Origin of the sequence: Nocardiopsis alborubida, assembly GCF_012396365.1 — a bacterium.
GTDB lineage: Bacteria > Actinomycetota > Actinomycetes > Streptosporangiales > Streptosporangiaceae > Nocardiopsis > Nocardiopsis alborubida.
In genome coordinates, this window is record NZ_JAAXPG010000011.1 from 15,307 (window position 1) to 34,151 (window position 18,845).

Below are 18,845 nucleotides of genomic sequence, written 5' to 3' on the forward strand. Positions count from 1 at the left end.
CGAGACCACCACCGGTCAGCTCGCGACACCGCACTCCCTGGGCGCACACCCCGCAGCCGTCCGCCCCCCGCGGCGGAAGGCCAACCCCCACACCGCTCACGCACCAGGAGCAACCGTGAGAGCACGACTTCGCCAACGGATCGCGGCACTGGCCGCCGCGATCGCCCTACCCCTCGCACTGGCACCCGCCCCCGCAGCGTCGGCCGACACCGCGGGCGTCACCGTCACCTACGTGGAGACCAGCCGCTGGGAGACCGGCTACGGCGGGCAGCTCACCATCGCCAACGGCTCGGGCGCGGCGCTGAGCGACTGGAGCATCGGCCTCCGGCTCCCCTCCGGCACCGCGATCACCAGCCTGTGGAACGCCACCCTCAGCCGCTCCGGCGACGCCTACACCATCACCCCGCCCGCGTGGGGCGCGTCCGTCCCGGCGGGCGGCAGCTACTCCATCGGGTTCAACGGCACCCACGGCGGCGGCGACACCGCTCCCGTGGACTGCACGGTCAACGGCGGCAGCTGCTCGGGCGAGCCCGGCGAGGAGGACACCGAGCCACCCACCGCGCCGACCGGCCTGGCCGTCACCGGCACCACCTCGACCACCGTGACCCTGGAGTGGGGCGCGGCGGACGACAACGCCGGGGTCGCGGGCTACGAGGTCCTCTCCGGGGGCGAGGTCGTCCGCGCGGTCAGCGGTACCACCGCCACCGTCACCGGGCTGGCGCCCGAGACCGAGCACACGTTCACCGTGCGCGCCTACGACACCTCCAACAACAGGGGCCCCGAGAGCGGCGCCGTCACCGCCACCACCGACGCGGACGGCGGCGGCCCCACCGACCCGCCCCAGGAGCGCCGGGTCGCCTACTTCACCCAGTGGGGCATCTACGACCGCGGCTACCTGGTGAACGACCTGGTCACCTCGGGCACCGCCGAGAAGCTCACCCACATCAACTACGCCTTCGGCAACATCAACGCGAACGGCGAGTGCTTCATGGCCAACCAGCTCGGCCAGGGCGACGCCTGGGCCGACTACGGCCGCTCCTTCGGGGCCGCCGACAGCGTCGACGGGGTCGGCGACACCTGGGACCAGGACCTGCGCGGCAACTTCAACCAGCTGCGCGAGCTCAAGGAGATGTACCCCGACCTCAAGGTCAACATCTCCCTCGGCGGCTGGACCTGGTCCGAGCACTTCTCCGACGCGGCGCTGACCGCGGAGTCCCGCGAGCGCATGGTCTCCTCGTGCGTCGACCAGTTCCTGCGCGGCAACCTGCCCCTCTTCGACGGCGCGGGCGGGCCCGGCTCCGCCTACGGCGTCTTCGACGGCATCGACCTGGACTGGGAGTGGCCGGGATCGGCGGGCCATGAGCACAACACCATCCGCCCTGAGGACAAGGAGAACTTCACCGCCCTGGTACAGGAGTTCCGCGACCAGCTGGACGCCCTGGAGACCGAGACGAGCCGCCAGTACGAGCTGACCGCGTTCCTGCCCGCCGACCCGGAGAAGATCGAGCTCGGCTTCGAGATGCCGCAGCTCATGACCGACTTCGACTTCATCACGGTGCAGGGCTACGACTACCACGGCGGCTGGGAGACCACCGCCAACCACCAGTCCAACCTGCTCCTGGACCCCGCCGACCCCGGACCGGACCTGTACTCCACCGAGATCACGGTCCAGGCCTACCTCGACCGCGGAGTGGACCCCGCCGACATGGTGCTCGGCGTGCCGTTCTACGGCCGCGGCTGGACCGGCGTGGAGCCCGGTCCGAACGGCGACGGTCTCTTCCAGAGCGCTACCGGACCCGCTCCCGGTAGCTACGAGGCGGGGATCGACGACTGGAAGGTCCTGAAGGACCTGGTGGGTACCGGCGGCTACGAGCTGCACCGCGACGACGCGCTGGGCACCGCCTGGCTGTACAACGGTGACACCTTCTGGACCTACGACGACGAGGTCTCCATGGCCCAGAAGACCGACTGGGCCCAGGCCCAGGGCCTGGGCGGCGTCATGATCTGGTCCGTTGACGGCGACGACGCCAACGGCAGCCTCATGAACGCCATCGACACGGCGCTGGCCGGGTAGTCGGCGCTCCGGTCCGGCGCACGCCGGGCTGGGGGTAGGCCGATTGGAAAGCCGATTGGAAATGGGCCTGGCCGGAAGTAGGCCGGTGCGGACCGTCGCGGTCCGTACCGGCCGCTTCTGTGTCGGGCTCTCCCAGGGGAACCCTTGTTCCAGACGGACACACGGAGGAAGGGGCTGGCGATGGTGAGCGCACGTCAGCCGCCGCGTAGTGGTCCGGGAGGGCGGTCAGCGGTCGGGGTTCGGGGTTCGGGGGTGGCGGGTCTTTGGTGCGTTGGCATCAAGGGCGGGAGCGACTCCGGGAGGGCGGTCAACGCTTGCTGTACGCGTGTGGTCGCTCGCTCCTGCGTCAGCAGCTGCCGCGTAGTGGCTTGGGAGGGCGGTCAACGGTGGGGGTTGGGGGGTGGTGGGGCTCTGCTGCGTTGGCAGCGAAGGCGGCGGGTGTTTGGGGTTCCCGTTCAACGCTCTGGTCGTGGATGGTGGCCGGAGGCGGCGGCACCGGCTGCCGCGTAGTGGTGGAGGAGGGCGTCCAACGGTGGGGGTTCGGGGGTGATGGGGCTCTGCTGCGTCGGCACCAAAGGCGAGCGGGCCCTCCGGCCTCGGACAGCGCTACCGGCCCCGGGGGTGGGGGCGGGCGACGACGGCAGCGGTGGGTAGGGGACCCGGGCCGCCTGCCGGGTGCGGGCATGCCGGGGCCCGGCCCGGCCGGAGGTCACTCCCGGGGCGGTGGGTCCGGGTCTCTGCCGGGCGGGTGGTGCCGCCCTCGCCCCCGCTGCTGGTGTGTGCGCAGTTCGCGTTGGTACTTGGCCCGGTTGTGCGGGCCGCATAGTGGTTGCAGGTTCGCGACCTCGGTGCGCCCACCCCGGGAGAAGGAGGTGATGTGGTCGGCCTGGCACCAGGTGATCGGCACCTCGCACCCGCCCGGGTGCGCACACGTGGCGTGCCCGTGGAAGGCGGCCGTGCGCTGTCGGGCTGAGGCCAGGCGGCGACTGGGAGCCACATCTAGCACGTGTCCGGTGGAGGGTGCGGTGAGCATCCGCACCACCTCGGAGTCCCCAGCCAGTTCGTGGACCAGCCCGACGGGGATTACCCGGCCGTTCTCGTCCAGAGCGGGCCTTTCCTGGCCTTCGGTGTCCAGGTAGGTCTCCACGGGCACCAGGATGCGGATCTGCGCCAACGGAGCCGGAGTGTTGTCACACCCGGTGTGGGTGGTGGCAAAACGCAGCGCCGCGATGAGCGCGTCGTGCTCGCGCTGAGACCGGCTACGGGTGTCACCCTCGCCGGGTGGGGTGGTGAAGGTGTCAATAGCGGCGCGCACGATCAGCGCGTCTCCGGCCCCGCCCCAGGCCTGGAGTTGGTAGCTGCCCTGGAACGTGTCATGCACGACCAGACCACGCCCGGCGTGGGCGGCCTCGTGGTCACGGTCCAGGCGATGGGGGTCCAAACGGTAAGCGACCTGGCGGGCCACCGACTGGAGCTGGTTGACCGACAACGCGGGCCGCTCTGCCTTGGCCGCCACCAACGCCGACTCAAACCCCTGCCGGTACTCCCCCTCATCGGGGAAGTGGTCCTCATCCCGGGTTTGGACGGCTTTGTCGGTGACCTTGGCGATCGCCACCGCCTCACCCAGCGCCAGAGCGCCCTCCCCTACTGCCTGGACAGTGGCGGGCAGGGTGTTCTGGTGGGTGTGCTCAGCCCATCGGGCCAGGTCCTTGGCCTGGGCGGTGGGCATCTTGCCGTGGTGGGTGAGCCACTTGTCCAACGTGGCGTAGCCGCTGTAGCGGGCCACCTCACCGCGCGCGTACAGGCCAGCCATCCGGGCCAGCGCCTGGTGGCGAATCCTCTCCACCTGGGCCCACAGGGCGGCGACTTCCTCGGCGGCGGCCTCGTCCGCCCCCACGGGCACGTCCCGGCCCAGGACCTCTTCGATGACCTCGCACGCACCGGCCAGCGCGGCCACGGCCGGGGAACAACCCCGGGGGCTTCGGCTGGGTGCTGCGGTCATCGTCTCCATGTTCTTATTATAGGTGAAGATATGCCATTCGACCATGAATTCACAGCTTGCGTTCGGTCTTTTTCCAGCTTCCTTTTCGGGATTTGAGACTTCTCGGCAAGCTGTAATGTGTGCGCCCGAAAAGCGCGACTGAAAATGTGCCCCAAATGTCCGCCTGTCTTTGGTGCCGTTTTTCGCTGTGCAGTCCAGCCGCCTCGGGCCTCAGGCGTTGTCCGCCCTCCGGCGGTCGCTCCTGCCTTTGGCGCCGCTGTTCGTCGGGTGCCCGGCATTCCGCCGACCCCGACCGTTCCCCGCCGCCCGCGCCTTTTCGCGGCAGCTGGTGCGCTTTCGTCGGCGCCGATGACCCCGGGCGGGAACGGCGTAGGGAGGGGCCCTGGCGGCGGCCCCTCCCCGCCCCTTTCCGTCCCTCAAAAGTCCCTTCCCGGCTCCTGGCCGGTGTGCCTGGCTTCACATCCTGGATGAGAGAGGGGCTGGGGATGGAGGAGGGGCGGGTGAGGGCTCCGAGAGGGGCGGGTGAGAGCTCCGCAGGGGACGGGTGGGGGCTCCGCGAGGCGGACGGGACACGTTGTCCACAGGGGTCTGCGAGTGTCGCGGGAAAGTCGTAGGCTCAGGAGTCAACACCCGTCCACCGACCCTCCTGGGGGCACCCGAGCCATGGCCGACTCCTTCGCCCATCTGCACGTCCACACCGAGTACTCGATGCTCGACGGGGCAGCGAAGCTGAAGCCCCTGTTCAAGGAGGCGTCGCGGCTGGGCATGCCCGCGGTCGCGATGACCGACCACGGCAACATGTTCGGGGCCTACGAGTTCTACCAGCAGTCCAAGGGCACCGGCGTCACCCCGATCATCGGTATCGAGGCCTATGTCGCCCCCGAGTCGCGCTTCCACAAGAAGCGGGTCTTCTGGGGGCGGGCCAGCGGCTCCGAGGACGCCTCGTCCGAGGGCGGCAAGGACATCTCCGGCGGTGGCCGCTACCTGCACATGACGATGCTGGCGCAGAACGAGAAGGGCCTGCGCAACCTGTTCCGGATGTCCTCGCTGGCGTCCATGGAGGGCTACTACATGAAGCCCCGCATGGACCTGGAGCTGATGTCGGAGTACAGCGAGGGCATCATCGTCTCCACCGGCTGCCCCTCGGGCGGTGTGCAGACGCGGTTGCGGCTGGGCCAGGAGAAGGAGGCCGTCGCCTACGCGGCCGGACTCCAGGACATCTTCGGCAAGGAGAACGTCTTCCTGGAGCTGATGGACCACGGCGTGCCCATCGAGAAGGAGGTCCGCGACGGCCTGCTCAGGGTCGGCCGCGAACTGGACATCCCGCCGCTGGTGACCAACGACTCCCACTACGTCTACGAGTCCCAGGCCGCGGCGCACGACGCGCTGCTGGCGGTGGGCGTGGGCAAGAACCTGGACGACCCCACCCGGTTCCGGTTCAACGGCTCGGGCTACTACCTCAAGACCGCGGACGAGATGCGCGGCCTCCTCAACTTCGACGAGTGGGAACAGGGGTGCCGCAACACCCTGCTGGTGGCCGAGCGCATCGACCCGGGCGCCTACGACGCGGTGTTCGCCCACCGTGACCTGATGCCGGTCTTCCCCGTGCCCGAGGGGGAGACCCAGGCCTCCTGGCTGGCCAAGGAGGTCGACCGGCTGCTCGCGGGCCGTTACCCGGACGGGATCAACGACGAGATCCGCCAGCGGGTCGACTTCGAGCTCGGCATCATCAACGAGATGGGCTTTCCCGCCTACTTCCTCGTGGTCGCCGACATCTGCCAGTACGCGCGCAAGAACGGGATCGCGCTGGGCCCGGGACGAGGGTCGGCGGCGGGGTCGATGATCGCCTACGTCCTGGGCATCACCGACCTGGACCCGCTGGAGCACGGGCTGCTGTTCGAGCGGTTCCTCAACCCCGAGCGCGTCACCATGCCCGATGTCGACCTGGACTTCGACGAGCGTCGGCGCGGGGAGATGATCGAGTACGTCACCCGCCTGTACGGCGAGGAGCGCGTCGCGCAGATCCTGACCTTCGGCACCATCAAGGCCAAGGCCGCGGTCAAGGACTCCACGCGCATCCTGGGCATGCCCTACTCGGTGGGCGACCAGATCACCAAGGCCTTCCCCGCCGCGGTCGGTGGCAAGGAGATCCCGCTGGAGGCGGTGACCAACACCGAGCACGAGCGCTACGGCGAGACCACCGAGCTGCGCAGCCTCATCGACAACGACGCGCAGGTCGCCAAGGTGATGGAGACCGCGCGCGGCATCGAGGGCCTGACCCGCGGCACGGGCGTGCACGCGGCCGGGGTGATCCTGTCCAAGGAGCCCCTGCTCGACGTCATCCCGCTGCACAAGCGCGACACCGACGGGGCCATCATCACGGGCTTTCCCTACCCTCAGTGCGAGGACATGGGCCTGCTCAAGATGGACTTCCTGGGTCTGCGCAACCTCACGATCATGGACGACGCGGTCAAGTCCATCAAGGAGGCCGAGGGGATCGACATCGACCTGGGGAAGCTCCCCCTGGACGACAAGAAGACCTACCAGCTCCTCTCGCGCGGCGACACCCTGGGCGTGTTCCAGCTGGACGGCGGCGCGATGCGCAACCTGCTCAAGCGCATGGAACCCAAGAAGTTCGGTGACATCGCGGCCGTGCTGTCGCTGTACCGGCCCGGTCCGATGGCCGCGAACGCGCACAACGACTACGCCGACCGCTCGAACGGGCGGCAGGAAGTCACCCCGATCCACCCGGAGCTCAAGGACGCCCTGGATCCGATCCTGGGGGAGACCTTCCACCTGCTCGTCTACCAGGAGCAGATCATGGCCATCGCCCAGCAGTTGGCCGGGTACACCCTGGGCGGCGCCGACCTCATGCGCCGCGCGATGGGCAAGAAGAAGAAGGAGGCCCTGGAGGAGGAGGAGGCCAAGTTCTTCCCCGGGGCCGAGGCCCGCGGCTTCTCCCGGGAGGCCACGCAGGCGCTGTGGGACGTCATGCTGCCCTTCGCCGGTTACGCGTTCAACAAGTCGCACGCCGCCGGGTACGCCCTGGTCTCCTACTGGACCGCCTACCTCAAGGCCAACCACCCCGCCGCCTACATGGCCGCGCTGCTGACCTCGGTCAGCGACGACAAGGACAAGATGGCGATCTACCTGGCCGAGTGCCGGACCCAGGGCATCAAGGTGCTGCCCCCCGACGTCAACGAGTCGGGCCTGCGCTTCACCCCGGTGGGCAAGGACATCCGCTTCGGCATGGGCGCGGTCCGCAACGTCGGCGCCAACGTCGTCAACTCGATCATCAAGACCCGCACCGAGAAGGGCAAGTTCAGCTCCTTCACCGACTTCCTGTCCAAGATCGAGCTGGCGGCCTGCAACAAGCGCGTCATCGAGTCGCTGATCAAGGCGGGCGGCTTCGACTCGCTCGGTCAGCCCCGCCGTGAGCTGTACCGCCACCACGAGACGGCGGTGGACGGCATGATCAGCTCCAAGAAGCAGGAGGCGCACGGACAGTTCGACCTGTTCGGCGGCGGCGACGACGGCGACTCCACCCCCATCGGCCTCAACATCAACTGGGGTGATGAGGAGTGGGACCGCAAGACCAAGCTGGCCTTCGAGCGGGAGATGCTGGGCCTGTACGTCTCCAGCCACCCGCTGGCCGGTGCCGAGCGGGTGCTGGCGCGTTCGCGCGACACCTCCATCGCGCAGATCGTGGCGGGGGAGCTGGCCCGAGAGCGCGGTGAGGTGCGTATCTCCGGCCTGATCTCCAAGGTGGACAAGCGCACCAACAAGGCGGGCAACCAGTGGGCGATCGCCACGGTCGAGGACCTGGACGCCTCGATGGAGGTGCTGTTCTTCCCCAAGACCTATCCGCTGTACGTGCAGGCCCTGCTGGAGGACACCGCGGTCACGGTCAAGGGCAGGCTCAACGACCGGGACGGCACGTGGTCGATGTTCGCCTCGGAGATGTCGATCCTGGACATCTCGCACGTCACCGAGGGAGAACCGCCGGTGCTGCTGACCGTCGCGGAGGAGCGCCTCACCCCCGAGCTGGTCGGTGACCTGCGCCAGGTGCTGGCCACGCACAAGGGGGACACCCCGGTGCGGATCCGGGTGGACAACCCGGTCCGGTCGCGTGTCTACGCCGTGGACCGCTACTCGGTGCGGATCTCCCCGGAGTTCAACGGTGAGGTCAAGAGCCTGCTGGGGGCCTTCGCGGTCGACTACTGACCACCGCCCCGCGGCCTCACGGTCCCCGCGCGCCCTCGGGCGGGCGGGGACCTTTTTCGTATCCGCCCTTGCCCGATCGAAGTTAGCGATATATCTTTGAGCTATCAGAACAGAGGGAGATAGTCGCTCTGTATCGCACAACCTCAAGGAGAACACCATGAGCGCCATGGCACTGCCCGGCCCCTGGTCCTGGGACGCACGCGGACCGCGCCGCTCGCGCCGCCCCTGGGGCCGCCGGCCGCAGGAGGAGCGACGCGGGTTTGCCGAGCACGGGGACCACCATGGTCCGGGAGGCGGCGGAGAGCGGTTCGCGTTCGGTCCGCCTCCGCCTCCCGAACCCCCGATGGGACCGGGGCGGCCGCCCTGGGGAGCGGGGCCCTTCGGCTCCGACCACCCGTTCGGCGGCTTCGGTCCCGGCGGTCCCGGCGGCTTCGGGCCGGGTGCGGGGTTCGGCCCGGGAGGCGGCCCAGGCGGTCGGCGCGGGGGCGGGCACCGCGCCAAGCGGGGCGACGTGCGCACCGGCATCCTGCTGCTGCTCGCGGAGGAGCCGCGCAGCGGCTACGAGATCATCCGGGAGGGCCGAGACCGCAGCGGCGGCATGTGGCGGCCCAGTCCGGGCTCGGTCTACCCCATGCTCCAGCAACTGGAGGACGAGGGCCTGGTCGTCCAGCAGGAGGGCGAGGGGCGCCGCCGCCCCTACCGGCTCACCGAGGAGGGCATCGCCCACCTGGAGGAGCACGGTGCCGGGCTCACCCCGCCCTGGGAGGCGGTCGCCGACGCCTACGCCGACACCCGGTCCCGCTACGAGGAGGTCGCGGCACTGGCCCACCAGCTCAGCGCGGCCGCGGCGCAGGTCGCCCAGGCGGGCAGCGCCGACCAGCTGGAGCGGGCCAAACGGCTCCTGGCCGAGACCCGCCGGGGCCTCTACCTCATCCTCGCGGAGGAGGAGGCCGACACCGCCTCCGCCCCGGCGGACGACGACGAGGACTGAGGCGCCGGGCACCGGCCGGTGACGGCGACGACGCTGGGGTGCCCGGGGGCGCGAACACGCCCCCGGGCACCCCTGCTGCGCCGGTGCCCCTTGTGCCGGCGCCCTGTCGGTCAGCGGTCCCACCTGTCAGCGCCCCGGCCCCCTGGGGCCGGGCCCGCCGGTGCCCCGGACCGGGGGACGCGTCGTTCGCCCCGGGGCCCGTCGCCCCGACGCGCGGACTACTCGCCGGTCGTTCCGTCGGCGAGTTCGCGCAGGACGTCCAGGTGGCCGTTGTGGCGGGCGGTCTCCTCGACCATGTGCACCAGCACCCACCGCAGTGTGGTGTGCCCCTCCGAGCGGTGGGCGCGCCGCGAGCCCGAACCCAGCTCCAGCCGGGCGGTGATCTCGCGGGAGCGGGCGCACTGGGCCTCGTACTCCTCCAGGAGCCGGGCCAGGGGGAGCTGCCCGCCCCGGCGCCACTCGGCGTCGGGGTCCTCCGGGGTGGCGTAGCCCTCGTCGGGCCGCCCCAGCAGGACCACCTCGAACCAGGCGTGCTCCACCCAGCGCAGATGGGAGACGACGGCGCCCACGCTCATCAGCGGGGACGTCGGCAGGGGAGTGGCGGCGGCGTGTTCGGGGGACAGCCCGGCGCACTTGGCGTGGACCGTGGCGCGGTGCCAGTCCAACCAACTGGTGAGCATGGTGCGCTCGTCGGCGGCCTTGGGCGGGTCGACACGATGGAGTCCGGGGACGGCCAGAGGGCTGTTCTTGTCACTCATGCCGGTATTCTCCGTTCCGGCTATACCCCGTATCCACTGGTTTTCCGCAGGCCGGGACGGGGCGCGGAGAGTGGGGGAGATGGCGGACCGCAACCGGGGGGAGACGTCGGCGCCGACACGCCGACTGGTCGTGGGAGCGTGCGTCCTGGGGGTCCTGCTCCTGCTGGGCGCGTCCCTGGGGCCGTTGTGGTGGGGCCTGGCGCCGCGCGCGGAGGGCACCGCGCTGGGCGGGGGCGAAATCTTCACCGGAACCACCGAGGACGTGTTCGCGGGCGAGGGCTGGTTCGCCCTCATCACCGCCCTCACCGGGCTGATCACGGGCTACACCGCCTACATGGCCCAGTTCCCGTTGTCGCGCCGCCGCTTCCAGGACCTGCGCATGGTGTGCCTGGTCGCGGGCTTCCTCGGTTCGCTGGGCGGGGCCGTGCTCACCTGGCGCATCGGTGTGGCCCTGGACGGACCGGCGCACGCCGCCGTCGACGCCGCCGAGCCCGGTGCCGCCGTCCAGACCGGACTCCAGCTCGACGCGACCGCCTTCCTGCTGATCTGGCCCCTGGTGTTCGTCCTCCAGTACGGGCTGCTCGACGCGATCAGCTTCGTGCGCCGCGACCTGCCCGGCGTGCCCCGGCACGTGCTCGTGCGGCGGGCCCCGGACGCGGACGCGGACGCACACGCCGAACCCGGTGCGCCGCTCGGCCACGGTCCGGACACGGGCCCCGCGGCGCCCCCGCCCCCCGGTGAGCCGATCCCGGCCGAGCGCGACCAGGCGGGACCGGAGGAGCCCCGCGGCTGACCCCGCCCCGGCCCCTTGCCCCTGTCCTCAGAGCCCGCGGACGCTCTCCTCGTACATGCCGTCGAGCAGGTCGCGGTACCTGTCCTCGACCACCCGCCGCCGCATCTTCAGGCTGGGCGTCATCTCGCCCTCCTCGATCGTCAGGTCGCTCGGCAGGATCGCGAACCTCTTCACGGTCTCGTGCCGGGGCAGGCCCCTGTTGAGCTCGTCGACGGCCTCCTGGACCATCTCCCGGACCCTCGGCTCCCGCGTCAGGCCCGTGTAGTTGAGGTGGCCCAACCCGTGCTCCGCCGCCCAGGCGTCGATGGACTCGGGGTCCAGGGCCACCAGCGCCACGCAGTAGGGTCTCCGGTCGCCGTGCACGACCAGGTTGCTGACGTAGGGGCACAGCGCCTTGAAGCGGCTCTCGATGCTCTGGGGCGCCACGTACTTGCCGCCGGAGGTCTTGATCAGCTCCTTCTTGCGGTCGGTGATGCGCAGGCGGCCGTTCTCCAGGGCGCCGATGTCGCCGGTGGCGAACCAGCCGTCCGCGGTGAGCACCTCCTCGGTGGCGCCGGAGAGGTTGTGGTAGCCGCGCATCACGCCGCCGCCCCGGATGAGGACCTCGCCGTCCTCGGCGATGCGCACCTCGGTGCCGGGCATGGGCAGTCCGACCGTGCCGAAGCGCACGTCGCCGGGGCGGTTGACGAACGTCCCGGCACTGGTCTCGGTGAGCCCGTAGCCCTCCAGGATGACGATCCCGGCGCCGTAGAAGAACCGGCCGATCTCGGGGGACAGCGGCGCGCTGCCGGAGATGAAGAACTTCAGCCGCCCGCCGAAGCGAGCCCGCAGCCTTGCGAACACGAGCCTGTCGGCGACCCGGTACTGCGCGGCGAGCAGCCCGCTGGGCTCGCGGCCCTCCTCCCTGAGCCGGGCGACCCGGTCGCCCACCCCCGCGGCCCACCGGAAGATCCGGTACCTGGCCGCGCCGCCCTCCCGGGCCTGCATGACCACGCGGTTGTACACCTTCTCGAAGATGCGCGGAGCGGCGGCCATGAAGGTGGGCCGCACGACGGCCAGGTTGTCCACGATCCGCTCGGGGCGGCCGTCCACGGCGGTCCGGAAGCCGATCCGCAACTGGCTGACCTGCATGAGCTTGCCGAACACGTGCGACAGCGGCAGCCACAGGTACTGGACGTCGTCGGCGCCCATCAGGTCCCAACCCTGTGCGCGCAGCTCGGTGTCCAGGTCCGCCATGGCCTGGGACTCGTAGAGCCAGTTCGCGTGGTCCAGGCGCACGCCCTTGGGCCTGCCGGTGGTGCCGGAGGTGTAGATCAGCGTGGCCAGGTGGTCGGGCTCGACCGCCGCGACCAGCGCCTCGAACAGGTCGGGATCCCCGGCGTGGATCTCGGCGCCCCGGGCGGTCAGCTCCTCCAGGGACATCACCCAGTCGTCGTCGCCCCCGGCCGCGCCCTCGAAGGCGATCACCCGCGACAGCCCCGGCATCTGGGCGCGCTGGTCGACCAGCTTGGCGACCTGCTCGTCGTTCTCGGCGAAGGCCACCATGCTGCCCGAGTCGGAGACGATGTAGGCGCAGTCGGGCGGGGTGGAGGAGGGGTAGACGGTGGTGGAGGCGCCGCCCGCGCACAGCACGGCCAGGTCGGCGAGGATCCACTCGACGCGCGTGCTGGAGACGATCGCGCACCGGGCCTGGGGGGTCACGCCCAGGTCGTGCAGGCCCAACGCGATGTCGCGCACCCGGTCACGGGTCTGCGACCAGGTGAGGGTCTCCCATTTCTCGGGGGCGCCGGACGCGCCGGGGAGGGGATGGCTGAACGCCTCGGAGTCGGCTGACTCGGCGACGCGGGAGAGGAACATACCGGGAACGGAGGAAAAGGGGGATGAATTGTTGCGCATGTCACAAAACTACCCCTGGGTAGGTAACCCGGCAACAGCCCGCGCACGCCCTCGGAAACGGTCCCCGTCCGAGCTCAGGAGGCGCTGATCGGTGCGGTGACCGCCTCGGTGAGCGTGATCAGGTCCCGGGGCTTGAGCTCCATCTGCAAACCCCGCCGCCCGGCCGAGACGTAGACCGTGGGCAGCTCGGTGATCGACGCGTCGATCACGGTGCGCAGCCGCTTGCGCTGGCCCAGGGGGCTGATCCCGCCGCGCACGTACCCGGTGGCCTTCTCGGCCAGGGCCGCATCGGCCATGGCCGCCTTCTTGCCGCCGACCGCGGCGGCCAGCGCCTTGAGGTCGAGCGTGGTGCTGACGGGCACCACCCCGACGGTGAGCTGTCCGTCCACCTCGGCGATCAGGGTCTTGAAGACGTGCTCGCGGGGGACGCCGAGCGCGTCGGCCGCGTCGGTGCCGTAGGAGTGCCCGTCCGAGGAGCCGTCCACCTCGTACGGGTGCAGTGTGTACGTGGTCTTGGTCCGCCCGGCGGCCACGGTCGCGGGTGTGGCTTTTGCGCTCATTGAGTACCTGGTTCCTTCTCTGCGCGCGAACGCGCTGGTGCGTGCGTCGCAACAGCCCGGGTCGGAGTTCCGGGCACGCCGCACCGGTCCGCACAGCAGGCTAGGCCAACACGGGGCCGGACCGCGCGCAGGCGTGCGGGGAAAGGCGGTGTTTCCTCCGCTGGACAACCGGTATCGGGACCTTCGGTCCGGAAAGGGACCGGAAAACGCGCCGCGCACTCCGGGGCGCGCTGAGGCCGGGGGTCTGTTTTTTGGACGTGTCTCAGCGTAGGGGGGTTGGTTCGGGCGCCCACGGGGTTCTGGAGGCGGCGGAGGTGAGACTGCGAGGAACGAGCCGTCTCACCGTAGACGCCACTGCGCTCCTTCAGCCCGATTCCCGTTCTTCGGGCGCCCGAACACGGACCGAAGCGAGCGGAGGTCCAAAGAAACGCTGCCTAGTTGAACGACACGCCGTTGTTGAGGAAAGGGCCCGCGGGGAGGTTGGGCAGTGTGGGAGCGGCCACGATGCGGTTCTCCCGGCGCAGGAAACGGGCGGTCACGGCCAGCCGGGTCGCGGCGTCCTCGGCCTCCAGCAGCCGCTGCTTCTCCGCCTGGTCCAGGACCGCGGCCGAGGCCACCGCGTAGGACAGCGCGATGGGGTCCTTGGGCAGGTCGGGCGAGGCGTCCGGCGACATCCCGATCGAGGCCAGGCGCTGGGAGTAGGTCCCGAACAGGTCGCGCACCCGCTCGGCGTGCTCCTCCACGTCCGGGCCCGTGGACTCGGGCAGGAAGGCCACCGAAGCGGTCGAGTACTCCTCCGGGGAGGAGGCGTCCACCTCCGACAGGTCGGTGATGGAGAACCGCGCGCCGCCCTCCACGACCAGGTCGTAGCGGCCGTCCTCGTAGGTGCGCACGTCGCGCACCAGGGCGGTGCACCCGGTCGCGCTGATCCGGGGCAGCGCGGTGCCCGCTCCACCGGTGGTGGGCGTCCCCGTGTCGGCGCCGCCCGCGCCCTGGCCGGACTCCGAGGCCACCTCCTGGCCCAGCTCGATCCACACCACACCGAACCTGAGCGGCCCCCGGCCGCGCCCGATCTCGTCCCCCTGGGCGAAGGAGGGCCCGAGCAGCTCCGCGACCAGTCGGCGGTAGCGCCGCTCGAAGACGTGCAGGGGAACGGTCATACCGGGGAACAGCACGGTGTTCAACGGGAAGATCGGCAGGGCCAAGGGCATGGTTCCAGTATGCCCCTCATGCCGGGAACGCGGGCGCCGAAACCGGCGGCGCGTCCCCGTCCGGCCACGGCCCCCGCCACGCGGAGCGGCCCGGGGCACGGCGCCCGCGTCCCCCCTCTGGAACGGGCGTCCGGTGCCCCGGGCCTCGGAGGCGGCCGCCCGGAGGCGGCCGGCGGTCCCGGGTCGCGGGGTCAGGAGACCGACGGACCGGCGGTGCCGGGCGCGCCCTGGCCGCCGCTGTCCTCGCTGGGCATGTCGCGGGCGACGAAGGTCTCCACGTCGAACAGGTTGCCGTTGGCGCGGTCCACCACGTTGAGGAGGGTCGACATCTTGGCGACCTCCTCGGTCTGCTCCTGGATGAACCACTGGAGGAACTGCTCGCCGGTGTAGTCGTCCTCGTCGCGGGCGACCTTGGCCAGGCGCTGGAACTGGTCGGTCACCTCGCGCTCCTGGCGAAGGGCCAGGGCGACCAGGTCCCGGGGCACGGCGAAATCGGTCTCGATCTCGTCCACGCCCGGAAGGGAGAACGGAACGTCGGTGTCCAGGAGGAAGCGCACGATCATCATCGCGTGGTCGCGCTCCTCCAGGGACTGCTCGTAGAAGACCCGCGCCAGCTGGGGCAGGTCGTGGTCGTCGAACCAGGCGGCGATGGCCACGTACTGGTGCGAGGCCGTGAACTCGTGCCGCACCTGGTCGACGAGGAGCCGGTGGAACTTGGAAAGGCCGATATCGCTGCTCTTGTTCGAAGTCATGGGTACACGATAACGCACACAAAAGCATTTCGCGACATTTATCGGTGTGACTCGAATTTCTTAGGCAAGCCTTTCTGAAGATTAATAAGGTTAGGTGTCCCAAACTTAGGGCGCACTTATGCGGGTGTGCGGGGAGCCCCGTCGGCGACCTCCCGGACCGGCGCGTACCCGCCGGTGGCGCGCGTGTGGCGTCCATCATCCGGACGGCACCGCCCACCGAATGGGCACTTCCCCCTAGACTGGGACCGTGATCAGTCGAATCGACCTCCGAGGCACCCAAGGCGACCCGCGTCAGGCCCTTCCGCGCGCGGAACTGGACGTGGCGGCCGCCGCCGAGCGCGTACGCCCCCTGTGCGAGGACGTACGCCATCGCGGTGCCGAGGCCCTGGTCGAACTCACCGAGCGCTTCGACGGCGTGAGACTGACCGACATCCGCGTGCCCAAGGACGCGATCGAGGCCGCCCTGGACGGCCTCGACCCCACCGTGCGCGCCGCGCTGGAGGAGTCCATCCGCCGCGCCCGCACGGTCCACCGCGACCAGCGCCGCACCGACCACACCACCCGCGTCGTGCCCGGCGGCACCGTCACCGAGAAGTGGATCCCCGTCGACCGCGTCGGCCTCTACGTGCCGGGCGGCCGGGCCGTCTACCCCTCCAGCGTCGTCATGAACGTCGTCCCCGCCCAGGAGGCGGGAGTGCGCTCCCTGGCGGTCACCTCACCGCCCCAGAGCGCCTTCGGCGGGCTGCCGCACCCGACCATCCTCGCCGCCTGCGCCCTGCTCGGCGTCGACGAGGTCTACGCCGTCGGCGGCGCCCAGGCCATCGCCATGTTCGCCTACGGGGCGGGCCCCTGCGAGCGCGCCGACATGGTCACCGGCCCCGGCAACATCTGGGTGGCCGCGGCCAAGCGCCTGCTCAAGGGTGTCATCGGCATCGACGCCGAGGCCGGTCCCACCGAGATCGCGATCCTCGCCGACGCCACCGCCAACCCCGACTACGTCGCCGCCGACCTGGTCAGCCAGGCCGAGCACGACGTCGTCGCCGCCTCGGTCCTGGTCACCCCGGACGAGGCGCTCGCCGAGGCGGTCACCGACCGCCTCGCCGTACGCGTGGCCGCCACCAAGCACGGCGACCGCGTCCGCGAGGCCCTGTCCGGCCCGCAGTCCGGCATCGTCCTGGTCGACGACCTCGACCACGGCCTCGCCGTCGTCAACGCCTACGCCGCCGAGCACCTGGAGGTCATGACCGCCGACGCCGCCGCGTGGGCCGCGCGCGTGCGCAACGCGGGCGCGATCTTCGTCGGCGACTTCTCGCCGGTCTCCCTCGGCGACTACGCCGCCGGGTCCAACCACGTGCTGCCCACCGGCGGCTGCGCCTGCCACACCGGCGGCCTGAGCGTGCAGACCTTCCTGCGCGGCGTGCACGTGGTCGAGTACGACCGCGAGGCGCTGGCCGACGTCGCCCACCACGTCGTCGCCCTGGCCAACGCCGAGGACCTGCCCGCGCACGGCGAGGCCGTCGCCGCGCGCACGGACCCGGCCTGAGCCCGACGGCCACCCGCCCGGCGGGACCCGGGAGCGCGGACCCCGCGGCCGCACCGGCCGCGACCCGCGCGCACCCGCCCGCCTCCGACCGACCATGAGCGTGCAACCGTGAGCTTCACCCTGAACGACCTGCCCCTGCGCGACGACCTGCGCGGCCGCTCGCCCTACGGCGCGCCGCAGCTGGACGTGCCCGTGGTGCTCAACACCAACGAGAACCCGCACCCGCCCTCACCGCGCCTGGCCAAGGCGCTGGCCGAGGCGGTAGCCGACACCGCCCTGGGCCTCAACCGCTACCCCGACCGGGACGCGGTCCGCCTGCGCGAGGGCCTGGCCGCCTACCTCGGCCACGGCCTGACCGCCGACCGCGTGTGGGCGGCCAACGGCTCCAACGAGGTCCTCCAGCAGGTCCTCCAGGCCTTCGGCGGCCCCGGCCGGGTCGCCATGGGATTCGAGCCCTCCTACTCCATGCACCCGATCATCTCCCGGGGCACCGGAACCGGCTGGGTGTCCGTGCCGCGCGGAGCCGACTTCCGGATCGACGTGGACGCCGCCCTGGCCGCCATCGCCGAGCACCAGCCCAGCGTCGTCTTCCTCACCTCGCCCAACAACCCCACCGGCACCGCCCTGGACCTCGCCGACACCGAGCGCGTCCTCGCGGCGGCCCCCGGCGTCGTGGTCGTGGACGAGGCCTACGCCGAGTTCCGCCGCGAGGGCACGCCCAGCGCGCTGAGCCTGCTGCCCGACCACCCCAGGCTCGTCGTCTCGCGCACCATGTCCAAGGCCTTCGCCCTGGCCGGTGCGCGTGTGGGCTACCTGGCCGCCCACCCGGCCGTGGTCGACGCCCTCCAGCTGGTCCGCCTGCCCTACCACCTGTCCGCCGTCACCCAGACGGTCGCGCTCACCGCGCTCGACCACGCCGACGAACTCCTCGCCGCCGTCGCCGACCTGCGCGCCGAACGCGACTCCCTGGTCGCCTGGCTGCGCGAGCACGGCTTCTCCGTCGCCGAGTCCGACGCCAACTTCGTCCTGTTCGGCGAGTTCGAGGACCGCACCCGGGTCTGGCAGGACATGCTCGACCAGCAGGTCCTCATCCGCGAGACCGGCCCGCCCGGCTGGCTGCGCGTCACCGTCGGCACCCCGGAGGAGATGGCCGCCTTCCGCCGGGCCCTGCTCCGCGCCACCGGACGCTGAGCCGTGCCCGCCGACCCCGAAACCGCCGCCGGGGCCGACCCGGCCGAGCCCCGCACCCACCGCACCGAGCGAGGAAGTCCCACCACCATGAGCCGCACCGGACGCGTCGAGCGCACCACCAAGGAAACCAAGGTCCTGGTCGAGATCAACCTGGACGGCACCGGCGTCGCCGACGTCTCCACCGGCGTCGGCTTCTTCGACCACATGCTCGACCAGCTCGCCAAGCACGGCCTGTTCGACCTGACCGTGCGCACCGAGGGCGACCTGCACATCGACTCCCACCACACCATGGAGGACACGGCCCTGGCCCTGGGCGCCGCCTTCCGCGAGGCCCTGGGCGACAAGCGCGGCATCCGCCGCTTCGCCGACGCCAAGGTGCCCCTGGACGAGGCCCTGGCCGAGGTCACCGTCGACGTCTCCGGCCGCCCCTACCTGGTGCACAGCGAGCCCGAGGGCATGGCCCCGCTGATCGGCCGCGACTACGACACCACCATGACCCGCCACATCCTGGAGTCGTTCGTGGCCCAGGCGCGCGTCGCCCTGCACGTGCGCGTGCCCTACGGCCGCAACGCCCACCACATCGTCGAGTGCCAGTTCAAGGCGCTGGCCCGCGCCCTGCGCGCGGCCACCGAGGACGACCCGCGCGTCAGCGGCATCCCGTCCACCAAGGGCGCCCTGTAGATGGACGGATACCTGTGGGGGATCGCCCTCATCGTGCTCGGGGGCTTCCTCGCCGGTGGCGCGTACGCCCTGTGGAGGGTCAACCGGCCCCTCGCCGTCGTCCTGGCCGGATGCACGGCGCTCGCGCTGGCCTCCGGCGTACTGCGCCTGGACTACTTCTGAAGGGGAA

The 18,845-nt window shown here is 71.1% G+C and carries 14 protein-coding genes; 8 read left to right on the forward strand and 6 right to left on the reverse strand.

All coding sequences use genetic code 11. The features are described 5' to 3' along the window. The first annotated feature begins 115 nt into the window (after positions 1 to 115). Complete coding sequence (locus HGB44_RS13120) at positions 116 to 2,074, forward strand: glycosyl hydrolase family 18 protein (protein ID WP_061083473.1); 1,959 nt, start codon at positions 116 to 118, stop codon at positions 2,072 to 2,074. A 709-nt stretch (positions 2,075 to 2,783) separates the two neighbouring features. Here HGB44_RS13120 and HGB44_RS13125 read toward each other — a convergent pair. Continuing rightward, positions 2,784 to 4,085 (reverse strand): HNH endonuclease signature motif containing protein, encoded by a 1,302-nt coding sequence (locus HGB44_RS13125; protein ID WP_233458705.1) that lies wholly within the window; start codon positions 4,083 to 4,085, stop codon positions 2,784 to 2,786. Between the two features lie 654 nt (positions 4,086 to 4,739). Between HGB44_RS13125 and dnaE the strand changes: the two genes are divergently transcribed. Then, positions 4,740 to 8,300 (forward strand): DNA polymerase III subunit alpha, encoded by a 3,561-nt coding sequence (gene dnaE / locus HGB44_RS13130; RefSeq protein WP_061083114.1) that lies wholly within the window; start codon positions 4,740 to 4,742, stop codon positions 8,298 to 8,300. 157 nt (positions 8,301 to 8,457) lie between these two features. Next, positions 8,458 to 9,291, forward strand: a complete 834-nt coding sequence (locus HGB44_RS13135) for a PadR family transcriptional regulator (protein WP_061083113.1) — start codon at positions 8,458 to 8,460, stop codon at positions 9,289 to 9,291. A 218-nt stretch (positions 9,292 to 9,509) separates the two neighbouring features. Here HGB44_RS13135 and HGB44_RS13140 read toward each other — a convergent pair whose 3' ends face one another. After that, positions 9,510 to 10,049 (reverse strand): DinB family protein, encoded by a 540-nt coding sequence (locus HGB44_RS13140; protein ID WP_061083112.1) that lies wholly within the window; start codon positions 10,047 to 10,049, stop codon positions 9,510 to 9,512. Between the two features lie 79 nt (positions 10,050 to 10,128). Here HGB44_RS13140 and HGB44_RS13145 point away from each other — a divergent pair, with 79 nt between their 5' ends. Beyond that, positions 10,129 to 10,842: a hypothetical protein gene (locus HGB44_RS13145; protein WP_061083111.1), complete on the forward strand. Its 714-nt coding sequence runs from the start codon at positions 10,129 to 10,131 to the stop codon at positions 10,840 to 10,842. Positions 10,843 to 10,869: 27 nt separating this feature from the next. On the opposite strand, the gene HGB44_RS13150 is transcribed toward HGB44_RS13145, so the two are convergent. From HGB44_RS13150 to HGB44_RS13165, 4 genes are all read right to left on the reverse strand, one after another. Beyond that, positions 10,870 to 12,738 (reverse strand): AMP-dependent synthetase/ligase, encoded by a 1,869-nt coding sequence (locus tag HGB44_RS13150; protein WP_061083110.1) that lies wholly within the window; start codon positions 12,736 to 12,738, stop codon positions 10,870 to 10,872. Between the two features lie 74 nt (positions 12,739 to 12,812). Further along, positions 12,813 to 13,298 carry a Cys-tRNA(Pro) deacylase gene (ybaK, locus tag HGB44_RS13155; protein WP_210751599.1) on the reverse strand — a complete coding sequence of 162 codons (486 nt, stop codon included), beginning with the start codon at positions 13,296 to 13,298 and terminating at the stop codon, positions 12,813 to 12,815. Between the two features lie 434 nt (positions 13,299 to 13,732). After that, positions 13,733 to 14,509 carry an LON peptidase substrate-binding domain-containing protein gene (locus HGB44_RS13160; protein WP_061083108.1) on the reverse strand — a complete coding sequence of 259 codons (777 nt, stop codon included), beginning with the start codon at positions 14,507 to 14,509 and terminating at the stop codon, positions 13,733 to 13,735. A gap of 191 nt (positions 14,510 to 14,700) precedes the next feature. After that, a complete protein-coding gene (locus HGB44_RS13165; RefSeq protein WP_061083107.1) occupies positions 14,701 to 15,261 on the reverse strand; it encodes a ferritin in 561 nt (186 codons plus the stop codon). 247 nt (positions 15,262 to 15,508) lie between these two features. Here HGB44_RS13165 and hisD point away from each other — a divergent pair, with 247 nt between their 5' ends. The 4 genes from hisD to HGB44_RS13185 all read left to right on the forward strand — a co-directional run bounded on the left by hisD (position 15,509) and on the right by HGB44_RS13185 (position 18,838). Then, positions 15,509 to 16,804: a histidinol dehydrogenase gene (gene hisD, locus HGB44_RS13170; RefSeq protein ID WP_231972632.1), complete on the forward strand. Its 1,296-nt coding sequence runs from the start codon at positions 15,509 to 15,511 to the stop codon at positions 16,802 to 16,804. Positions 16,805 to 16,912: 108 nt separating this feature from the next. After that, entirely contained in the window at positions 16,913 to 17,995 is a 1,083-nt protein-coding gene (locus HGB44_RS13175; protein ID WP_061083105.1) for a histidinol-phosphate transaminase, read from the forward strand. An 87-nt stretch (positions 17,996 to 18,082) separates the two neighbouring features. Further along, positions 18,083 to 18,676 (forward strand): imidazoleglycerol-phosphate dehydratase HisB, encoded by a 594-nt coding sequence (gene hisB / locus HGB44_RS13180; protein WP_061083117.1) that lies wholly within the window; start codon positions 18,083 to 18,085, stop codon positions 18,674 to 18,676. Next, positions 18,677 to 18,838, forward strand: a complete 162-nt coding sequence (locus HGB44_RS13185; RefSeq protein ID WP_013154204.1) for a hypothetical protein — start codon at positions 18,677 to 18,679, stop codon at positions 18,836 to 18,838. Positions 18,839 to 18,845 lie beyond the last annotated feature (7 nt).

What these genes read in the sequence shown, in the direction of transcription:
- HGB44_RS13150 (WP_061083110.1), bottom strand. Translation starts at nt 12,738, where the DNA reads ATGCGCAACAATTCATCCCCCTTTTCCTCCGTTCCCGGTATGTTCCTC.
- hisB (WP_061083117.1), top strand. Translation starts at nt 18,083, where the DNA reads ATGAGCCGCACCGGACGCGTCGAGCGCACCACCAAGGAAACCAAGGTC.
- dnaE (WP_061083114.1), top strand. Translation starts at nt 4,740, where the DNA reads ATGGCCGACTCCTTCGCCCATCTGCACGTCCACACCGAGTACTCGATG.
- HGB44_RS13145 (WP_061083111.1), top strand. Translation starts at nt 10,129, where the DNA reads ATGGCGGACCGCAACCGGGGGGAGACGTCGGCGCCGACACGCCGACTG.
- HGB44_RS13125 (WP_233458705.1), bottom strand. Translation starts at nt 4,085, where the DNA reads ATGGAGACGATGACCGCAGCACCCAGCCGAAGCCCCCGGGGTTGTTCC.
- HGB44_RS13160 (WP_061083108.1), bottom strand. Translation starts at nt 14,509, where the DNA reads ATGCCCTTGGCCCTGCCGATCTTCCCGTTGAACACCGTGCTGTTCCCC.
- HGB44_RS13185 (WP_013154204.1), top strand. Translation starts at nt 18,677, where the DNA reads ATGGACGGATACCTGTGGGGGATCGCCCTCATCGTGCTCGGGGGCTTC.
- ybaK (WP_210751599.1), bottom strand. Translation starts at nt 13,298, where the DNA reads ATGAGCGCAAAAGCCACACCCGCGACCGTGGCCGCCGGGCGGACCAAG.
- HGB44_RS13135 (WP_061083113.1), top strand. Translation starts at nt 8,458, where the DNA reads ATGAGCGCCATGGCACTGCCCGGCCCCTGGTCCTGGGACGCACGCGGA.
- HGB44_RS13165 (WP_061083107.1), bottom strand. Translation starts at nt 15,261, where the DNA reads ATGACTTCGAACAAGAGCAGCGATATCGGCCTTTCCAAGTTCCACCGG.
- HGB44_RS13140 (WP_061083112.1), bottom strand. Translation starts at nt 10,049, where the DNA reads ATGAGTGACAAGAACAGCCCTCTGGCCGTCCCCGGACTCCATCGTGTC.